This is a genomic window from Frankia sp. KB5 (genome assembly GCF_002099325.1).
In the GTDB taxonomy this organism is placed as follows: domain Bacteria; phylum Actinomycetota; class Actinomycetes; order Frankiales; family Frankiaceae; genus Frankia; species Frankia casuarinae.
Map to the genome: position 1 here is coordinate 1 of NZ_MRUJ01000056.1, position 8,692 is coordinate 8,692.

6 protein-coding genes and 3 pseudogenes are annotated in these 8,692 nt (G+C 72.7%); 3 read left to right on the forward strand and 6 right to left on the reverse strand.

The features are described from left to right. A pseudogene (locus tag KBI5_RS06380) lies at positions 1-207 on the reverse strand (glucan biosynthesis protein C); the annotation flags it as partial. Positions 208-356: 149 nt separating this feature from the next. After that, positions 357-1,202 (reverse strand): aldo/keto reductase, encoded by an 846-nt coding sequence (locus KBI5_RS06385; protein WP_011435618.1) that lies wholly within the window; start codon positions 1,200-1,202, stop codon positions 357-359. A 180-nt stretch (positions 1,203-1,382) separates the two neighbouring features. Here KBI5_RS06385 and KBI5_RS06390 point away from each other — a divergent pair, with 180 nt between their 5' ends. Further along, positions 1,383-1,661 (forward strand): DUF1778 domain-containing protein, encoded by a 279-nt coding sequence (locus tag KBI5_RS06390; RefSeq protein WP_011435617.1) that lies wholly within the window; start codon positions 1,383-1,385, stop codon positions 1,659-1,661. 385 nt (positions 1,662-2,046) lie between these two features. Beyond that, a pseudogene (locus KBI5_RS06395) lies at positions 2,047-2,253 on the forward strand (GNAT family N-acetyltransferase); the annotation flags it as partial. A gap of 70 nt (positions 2,254-2,323) precedes the next feature. Here the strand turns inward: KBI5_RS06395 and KBI5_RS06400 are convergent. Together KBI5_RS06400 and KBI5_RS06405 are read right to left on the reverse strand one after the other, a co-directional pair. Beyond that, positions 2,324-4,111, reverse strand: a complete 1,788-nt coding sequence (locus tag KBI5_RS06400) for a hypothetical protein (RefSeq protein WP_241882695.1) — start codon at positions 4,109-4,111, stop codon at positions 2,324-2,326. 55 nt (positions 4,112-4,166) lie between these two features. Beyond that, positions 4,167-5,615, reverse strand: coding sequence for a polysaccharide biosynthesis protein (locus KBI5_RS06405; RefSeq protein ID WP_085014560.1), 1,449 nt, complete (start codon positions 5,613-5,615; stop codon positions 4,167-4,169). 180 nt (positions 5,616-5,795) lie between these two features. Here KBI5_RS06405 and KBI5_RS06410 point away from each other — a divergent pair, with 180 nt between their 5' ends. Next, positions 5,796-7,631: a glycosyltransferase family 4 protein gene (locus tag KBI5_RS06410; RefSeq protein ID WP_085014561.1), complete on the forward strand. Its 1,836-nt coding sequence runs from the start codon at positions 5,796-5,798 to the stop codon at positions 7,629-7,631. Positions 7,632-7,754: 123 nt separating this feature from the next. Here the strand turns inward: KBI5_RS06410 and KBI5_RS06415 are convergent, their stop codons facing one another. After that, on the reverse strand, positions 7,755-8,354 hold the full coding sequence (locus tag KBI5_RS06415; RefSeq protein WP_232234888.1) for a RyR domain-containing protein: 600 nt from the start codon (positions 8,352-8,354) through the stop codon (positions 7,755-7,757). 100 nt (positions 8,355-8,454) lie between these two features. Next, positions 8,455-8,692, reverse strand: a pseudogene (locus KBI5_RS06420) (hypothetical protein); the annotation flags it as partial.

An 8,692-nucleotide genomic window follows, 5' to 3' on the forward strand; every position in this document is an offset into this window, starting at 1 on the left:
GACGAGCATCGCGGAGAGGAACCCGGAGATCAGGAAGAAGTCCGCCATCCGGAAGAGGCCGGAGGCGTAGGCGATCCCGTGGAAGAACGGGTCGTCACCGAGCGTCGAGGCATGCACGAAGACGCCGCCCAGCATGAAGACGGCGCGCAACGCGTCCAGGTGGTGGTAGTGCCCGCCCGGAGCGGACGGCGCCGCCTTTCGCCCCACGATTCCTCCACCAAGGCTGCCGGACCGCTCCGAGCCCCTACGGGCGACGCCCTCCGGTGAAGACGTGGCAGGCTTACATCGTACGTATCATGAATGATACGAAACGAGAGGATTGCCCCGAGCTCCCAGGGACCCCGAACTCCCGGAGCTCAGTGCCCGAACACGTCGGAGTCGAGGGCGTCCGCCTCCCCCGCGGCGCCCCGGTCCAGTCCGGAGATCGCGGCAATCTCCTCAGCGGAAAGCGTGAAGTCGAAGACGTCGATGTTCTCTGCCATGCGCCTGGGGCTGGCCGACTTCGGCACCACCACGATGCCCAGCTCGATGTGCCAGCGCAGGGCGACCTGCGCGGGGGTGCGCTCGTGCGCGGCGGCGATCCGCGTGATCACGGGTTCGTCGAGCAGCCCGGTGCCGGCGCCCAGCGGGCTCCACGCCTCCGTCACGATCCCCTGCTCCGCGTGGTAGGCGCGGATCGCGGACCGGCCGAGTCGGGGATCGAGCTGGATCTGGTTCACGTCCGGCGCGACACCGGTCTGGGCCAGCAGCCGGTCGAGGTGGGTCGTCTTGAAGTTCGACACCCCGATCGCGCGCACCTGGCCGTCCTTCAACAGCTCGACGAGCCCCTTCCAGGCCTCGACGTACCGATCCCGCCACGGGTTCGGCCAGTGGATGAGGAGCAGATCGAGGTAGTCCAGCCCCATCCGGCGGGTACTCTCCACGGCGGCCCTGCGCACGCCGCGGACGCTGTGCGAGCGTTTGTTGAACTTCGTGGTGACGAACAGCTCCTCGCGGGGCACGCCGGCGGCGCGTAGTCCGGCGCCCACTCCCTTCTCGTTGCCGTAGTTGTGCGCGGTGTCAATCAATCGGTAGCCCAGCCCGAGCGCCTGTTCCACCACCCCCTGGACCTCCCGGTCGTTCAGCGGCCAGGTTCCGAGCCCGAGCCTGGGCATCCGGGCACCGTGCGCGAGCGGGACGGTGGGGACAGGCGAAAGCACCACGGGCGTAGGACCTCTCTGGTACGAAGATCTGGTACGAAGAGATGCCGGGCACCCGACCGGATCCGCGCTCCGGCCGGCCTTCGAGTATCCGGGCGACACGGCCGCGATGGATGTGGTACCCACGTCGGCGAGCGAGACCCGGGGAAACGGGTCCGAAGACCCGGAGGGCAGACTGCCAGCATGAGCACCGCCAGGGACGACAGACTCGCGGTACGGCTACCCGAGGATGAAGCCGAGATCATCCGCTCGGCCGCGGAGGGTGAGGGCCTGTCCCTTGAGGACTTCGCCGCCGAGGCCATGAAGCGATACGCGCGAGAGGTTCTCGCCGACCGCCGCCTGTTCCGCGTCCCGGATGCCGACTGGAGCAAGCTCGAGGCGCTGCTCGACGCGCCGCCGCCGGACTCCCCCCGGCTGCGCCGGCTCCTCGACGAGGAACCGGGCTCGGAGCAGCAGGAGTAGCCGGAGTACCCCGCCACCTCTGCCCGCCTCCCGATCGGCCGACCAGTCGACCGGCGATCCCGACGCGGTCCGACGCGGCCCCAAGAAAGGATCCTACGCAGTGCCCCTCGCCAAGCCCGCGGCCCTGKYMSMGGRCMYSGACCGSSWSMCSYYCMACRRMSRTSRCSRSMWSSKSKWCGGYKGRCYGSSSCRMCMMSCSSYSKRAMMCSRGSAKSMSYKSMMGRSMMRCRSKKKCSWGRYMGTMGWMGSYRSCSRKMYSGSYRSCKWCKACKRYCWSGMMMSYGYKKSYCKKSMRSKSMTSCYSGKKTYMSRSSGSKKGKYGSSSCRGYCMRCCGWMSMSSWKSYSGYSAYSKYYGTKGRRSGKSWSSCGGTCSRKGYCCKSKRMCAGGGCCGCGGGCTYGGCGCCCAACTCGTGCGGGACGCCGTGATGCGGTCGCTGACCGTCCATCGCATGGTCGGAGTGCCGCTCCTGCTCGCCCACGCGATACGGCAACCCGGCCGGGCGTTCTACCGCCATCTCGGCTTCCTCGGCACCCACGTCGACCCCTACCTGCTCGCGCTGCCGCTACACGCCGCCGCCGGCGGGGGCTAAGCATCGCCGGCCGCCGCAGGCCCCGCCGAACGCCGCTGGCCCCCGCTGGCCCCCGCTGGCCGCCCGTCACCTACCCGTCACCGAGCAGCACATCCAGGTTGACGCGCAGCAACCACTGATCGAGCTTGAACGGGGGGTACGGCCAGGGCAGGCCGTCGAGCAGCAGCTGGTTCACCGGGAGCCACAGGCTGYGACGGCGGGCGTCGACCGCGCCGCGGCGCACCCCGACATACCGGGTCGCGGGGCCCCGCAGCCTGCTCAGCCCCACGTCGATCGGCCGGTCGGTGCGGAAGGTCATCCGCGTGCCGCGCCCCGCCGGCCGCACGACCTGCACCAGGCCGTCGAGCCCGGCGAGCAGCACCGCGCCGGTGGCCGGATCGAGGGTGATGCTGCGCACCAGCCCACCCCGGTCGGTGCCCGCGACCAGGTAGTCGGGGCGGTTGGCGATGCCCCAGGTGTCGACCGGCCAGTTGCCCGTGGCGGGGGCCCGGGTCACCAGGCCGCGCTCCCCATCGATCTTCGGGTAGACGGCGAGGGTCTCCGCCCGCAGCCCGTCGGCCTTGGTGCGGGCCACATACAGGGTGCCGTCCGCGCCGAACACGGCCGACTCCATCCGGGAGCCGTCCTGAACGGCGCGCACCGCCGTGCTCTTCGGGCTGATGGTGCCCCGCGACGCCGAGTAGGAGAACTCCTGCACGGGGAAGGGCTGGGCCCGGAAGTCCAGCCCRCGCACGTCGCTGATCAGCACGAACCGTTCGTCATCGGGTTCGCTGGTGGGATCGGCGACGACCTCCCGCGGGTTCACGACCAGTTCGAGGCCCAGCGGGCGGACCTGCGGGTACTGCCAGTGCGCCCGCACCCGGCCGGCAAGGTCGACGACGAGCAGGGCGCCGTTGTCGGTGCCGCCGACCCCGGTCCCCAGGTACTGGGCGATGACCAGGTGCCCGCTGCGGGGCAGCCGGGCGATCGAGGACGGCCCGCGCGGTGAGCGCGGCTCCAGCGGCGCGAGCACCGGGAAGGCCAGCGCCGCCACGTGCGGCGGGGCGGTCCCGGCGAGCTGGGCCGCCGTCCTGGACGCCGTCCGGTCGTAGGCCCACCGTCCGCCCGGGGAATCCCGCCGGAGCTGACCGATGCTCGGCAACTCGCCATCGATGGAGGTGTTCCAGCCGAAGAAGGGCATCAGCGAGACGAAGACCACCCGCTCGGTGCCGTCCGGACCGGGCACGACGATCACGTCCGAGATGTCCCCGCCGCCCACACCATGGTAGTTCGGGTCGGCCCGGGGCAGGCTTGTCCGGCCCTTCGTTGAGGGGATCACCAGGCGGGTGAACCGTTCGGCGGCCGGCTCGAAGATCTCTATCTCCATGCCCGTGCCGGTCAGTTTCGCCTGGTCGTCGGTGAACGGAGTCGTCGCGAGGAAGACGGTGCCGTCCGCGGCGACCGCGGACAGAAAGGCGGCCTGACCGGGGCCGAAGCCCCAGCCCGGCACCCCGGCAATCTCGATGGCCGACCGGTCGTCGAGGTTTCCGAAGGTGCCGGGTGCGCCGTAAATGGTCAGCAGATTCCCGGGCAGGCCCGCCACCGCCCCGGCCGGCATCGACGGCCCCACGGTGACCCCGCCGACTGGTGCCGAGGGTCGGCTCAGCGGCAGGTCACCGGAGGATGTCGGACCCGAGGACGAGGAGAGCAGGCGCGCGGCGACGAGGGCACCGGCGGATGTCGCGCCGAGGCCCACGGCCGTCGCAAGCAGGCGGCGGCGAGTGACGGCGAGCGGCGAACGCACCGACCCCGACGACCCGGGAGAAACGGGAGAACCGGGCTCACCGCCGTCCGCGTTCGGACGGGTCTGGGCTGGCATCAGCGGTGGCCTCTCCGCGCGGGGTGGGCTGGGACTCGTCGGGCAGAGGAGCTCCTCACACCCGGGCCGGGACCCCCTCGCCGGGTTGGGGGTTGGGTAGCCCCATATCCCCCGCCGGCCGCCGGTGCGTCTCGGCGACCCGCGCCACCCGGCGGTCGGCGTGATGCAGCTGGACCACGAGCAGGCCGACCGCGAGTGCGGTCACCGACTCGGCGGCGAGCGCGGCGGTGGCCGTGGCCATCGATCCGCCGCCGGCCGAGACAAGCGCCCCAGCCGTCGCCACCGTGGCGACGGCGAGCACGCCGACGACCCGGCGCACCCCGGCGCCGAGCAGGTACGTGGTGAACATCAGGGTGACGGCCAGCAGGGTCATGCTCAGCGCGAGCACCGACAGCGCGGAGGCGGCGGCGGTGAGATGCGCCCCGAAGACGAGTCCGATCAACCACTTCGCCGCGAACAGACCGAGCCCGGCAAGGAAGAGCCCGGGAGCGACGACGAAGACCAGCGCCACGACCAACGTGCCCCCGGCGGGGCGTCCCTCCTTGCGCCGTCGTGCCGCCTCGGGCAGCAGGAAGTTCGCGACCGCCAGCCCGATGAAGACCGGTACCTTGCAGGCCGTCGAGATCGCCGCGTAGCCGCCGACCCCGGAGGAGCCCAGCCAGCCGACGATGACGACGTCCATGTTCTGCAGCAGGGCGAGGGGGATCAGCGCGCCGAGGGCGACGGTGGTGTCGGCAATGACGCTCTGCCGGGCGCTGGCGCGTGGCGCCGGGATCGGCAGCGGAATCGGCCCGGTGGCCGGCGGTGTGCCGTCGTCAGGCAGCACGGGCGCCCCGCGCTGGGACACGGGCGCCCCGCGCTGGGACGCGGGCGGGCGCGGCAGCCGCGGGGTGCGCGTGACGGCCCACCGGGCGTGCTCGGCGCCGACGACGACGCCGAGCACGATGCCCAGGCCCGCGCCGTTCACCCCGAGCCCGCCCAGCACGAGCACGATCACCAGGCCGATCCGGACGAAGCCCTCGACCACGAAGTTGACGGCGAGACGCGGATAGGCCCCCCTGGCCTGCAGCAGGCCGCGTTCGACGCACAGCAGCGTCCACAGCGCGGCACCGATGGTCGCCTCGGCGATCGCGAGCGGATGCGGATAGGACATCAGCGCGGCCACCGGCCGGCACAGCACCACCGCGACGATCGCGGAGATCGCGATGCCGACGCCGCAGGCGCCCCGCAGCCGCCGGATCCAGGACCACTGCTCGCGCCGGGTGCCCCCCGGGCCGGACGTCTCGTGCTGCACCACGGCGATCAGCAGCGCGTTACCCGCGACCGAGAGGATCAGGAAGATGCTGACCTGCACCGACACGGCGCCGTAGGAGTCCGGGTCCAGCGACCGGGCGACGATCAGGTTCATCAGCAGGTTGCACCCGTTGACGAGCATGCCGGCGACGGCCAGTGCTGCCGGACCGGCCAGCAGGCCCGTCACAGCCTCACGCGAGGRCTTCGCCATCAGTCTCCCCACCGGGAACGGGACACGTCGAAATCACCCACAGCGGAACACCGGCCATGGTAGGTGGTCGACGATTTTCCGACATCGGTAGGTTGCAGGCGAACCTTGCAGACGAACATGGTAAGCCCTGGYGAGCGGAACGAAATGGAAGGAATGCCACCGGTGACGGGAAGTCCCAGCGTGACGCCCCCGGGAGGATCGACACACCTCGGAGGGTCCCGGGAGCGCCGGTACCTGCCCACCCTCGCCGGCCGGCACGTGGTGTTCCTCAACTGGCGGGACCGGGAGCATCCGCAGGCCGGCGGGGCGGAGTTGTTCTGCCAGTCGATCGCCGAGCGGTTCGCCGCGGCCGGTGCCCGGGTCACCCTGCTGACCTCGCGGGCCACGGAAGGTGAACGCCCTGGTCCGCCCGTCGCCGAGTCCGTTGGCGGCGTCGAGGTGCGCCGCGGGGGCGGTACCTTCGGCGTCTATCCATCGGTGCTCGCCCGGCTGGCCAGCCTGGGCCGGGCCGGGCACCGCGTCGACGCCGTCGTCGACTGCCAGAACGGGATCCCGTTCTTCAGCCCCCTGGTGCTGCCGGCGAGCACCCCCGTCGTGCAGGTGCTCCACCACGTTCATCAGAAACAGTTTCCGTTGTACTTCCCCGGGCCGGTCGCCCGGGTGGGGCAACTGCTGGAGGCGCCGGGCAGCCGGTGGGTCTACCGGCGCCGGCCGGTGGTGGTCGTCTCCCCCTCGACCCGCGCCGAGGCCCGTGACATCCTCGGCCTGCCCGGCCCGCGCTTCCTGGTCCCCAACGGGGTGACCACCTCGGCCGCCGGGGCCGCCGGGGCCGCCGGGGCCGCCGGGGCCGCCGGGGCCACTACGTTCACGGGCCCGGCTGGCGGTGGGCCCGCAGGCTCGGATGGCGGCCCCGCGACGGCACCCACCATCGTGTGCGTCGGCCGGCTCGTGCCGCACAAGCGGCTCCACCTGCTCCTCGACGCGCTGCCCGCGCTGGTCGGGGCGCATCCCGGGCTCACCGTCCACATCGTCGGCGACGGCCCGGACCGCGAACGGCTGACCGCCCGCGCGGTCGCCCTCGGGCTGACCACTACCGGTGCGGTGACCACTACCGACCCGGGGGCGGCTCCGGGCTCGGGAGGCACGACCGACCGGGACGGTGACGCCGTGCGCTGGCACGGCTACACCGATGCCGCCACCCGCGACCGGCTGCTTTCCTCGGCCTGGCTGACAGTCAACCCCTCGCATGGTGAGGGCTGGGGGCTGTCGGTCCTGGAGGCCGCTGCCCTCGGGGTGCCCGCGGTGGCGTTCCGGGTCCCGGGGCTGCGCGACGCGGTCCGGGACGGGACTACGGGATGGCTGGTCGACGAGGGCGAGCCRCTGGAGAAGACCCTCGACGCGGCGCTAAGGCTACTGGCCGAGCCGCCCGCGGCGGCCGAGCTGCGCGCGGCGGCCCGCGCCTGGGCGGCCGGGTTCACCTGGGACGCCAGCGCCGAACTGCTGGCCCGGGTGGTCACCGCCGAGATCGACCGACTGGCCGACCCGGCGGCGAAGCGGGCCGAAGCAGGAGAACAAGGCCGCGCGCCGCAGCGGGGTCGGGGACCGGATCGGGGCCTGGAGCGCCGGCGCCGGGACGATGACCTCACGCACGCCCGTTTCACCCTGCCGGTCGGCACCTCCCGCCCGGCGTTGCGCCGCACGGACCTGGTGTACCGGCCGGATCCGACCGGCCCGGAGATGATCGCGCTCCTCTACGGCGCCGGCCCCACCGCCGCACGCACCGCCCTGACCCGGGCCGGAGTCGGGGTCGGCGCGCTCGCCGACCTGCGGCTACGCCCGGCGACCGGCGAGGACCTGCTGTTCGCGGCCAGCCGTGACCTGGCGGCATCTCCCCCGGATCCGGGTCCCGGTCCGATCCCGACCGACAACCGGGGCGATCAGGCGAAGGCCGGAGCGCGACGAGCAGCCTCGAACATGCTTTCCACGGAGCTAGCGGGAAAACCAGGTGACCGTTGATCGGGACGGTACCCAGGGGGCTGACACGAAAATAAGGTGACCGGTGCGCTCAGGCTGCGGAGGTCTTCGGGGTCATCGGCGGACAGCGGCAATGCGCCGACGATCGTCGCGGCCGTCAGCCGCTCACCGGATAGCCGCCTCGGCCGCGGGTCGCCGGGTGATGCACAGATCGGCCCGGGCCAGAACGGCCGGCATGTTCCGGATCGCGTCGCGGTCCCGATCACGGTCCTCTTCGGTCAGCTCCTCCCAGTCCACCATCGACGGGTGACGCTTGTCCGGGCCGAGGTCCTCGCGCACCGGACCGTAGGAGTAACCCTGCCGCTCCTTGTGCTGCCGCCACCGGTCGTGCTCGGCCCGGGCGAGCTCCTCGACCTCGGCGGCGGACAGCGAAAACGGATCGACAGCCGGATCGACGTCCTGCTCGGCCGGTGTGCACACCCAGCCACGGTTACGCAGCACCGTCTCGTAATGAACCGCCTGATCACGGTTGGCTTCCCGCAGCGCCTCGGAGAGCTCCGCCCAGGGCCGCAGTCCGGGCCTCGATCCAGCCGCGTGCCGTTTACCGAGCTCATGCTCCAGATAGCGGTCGTGGATCGCCCGCGCCAGCTGCTCCACCAACTCCCCGTCGCCCAGGACCGACGGCGTGCCGCCGACGCCGCCATCCCCGCCCACCGCATCGGCCCAGGCCGGGCGCGAGGCCCCGATCGGCCGTAGAGCATCCACGCGGACTCCACGCACGGCACGCCTGGCTGTGATCATGACCGGATGTCTCCCTCAGGAACAGACGGTGGACGACGTCCGAACAATCGGCGCCACGAAAACGCTAACCGAGTCCCTTGCTGTCGGTATAGGGATTGCGAGTCCTATGCCCGACATCGGACCCGGCTCGGGCGCCGAAGTGGGCGCCGGCGCCCGAGCCGGCGGGACGGTCCCAGGCCCGCCCGGCCAACGCGGCCAGCACCGCCGCCAAGGCCAAGGCGCCGAACACCTGGACCAGCGGCCCGAACGCCCCCTGCCCGGATCCGGGCTGGCTGCCGGGCTGCGCCGCCACCCCGATTCCC

What these genes read in the sequence shown, in the direction of transcription:
- KBI5_RS06390 (WP_011435617.1), top strand. Translation starts at nt 1,383, where the DNA reads ATGAGCACCGCCAGGGACGACAGACTCGCGGTACGGCTACCCGAGGAT.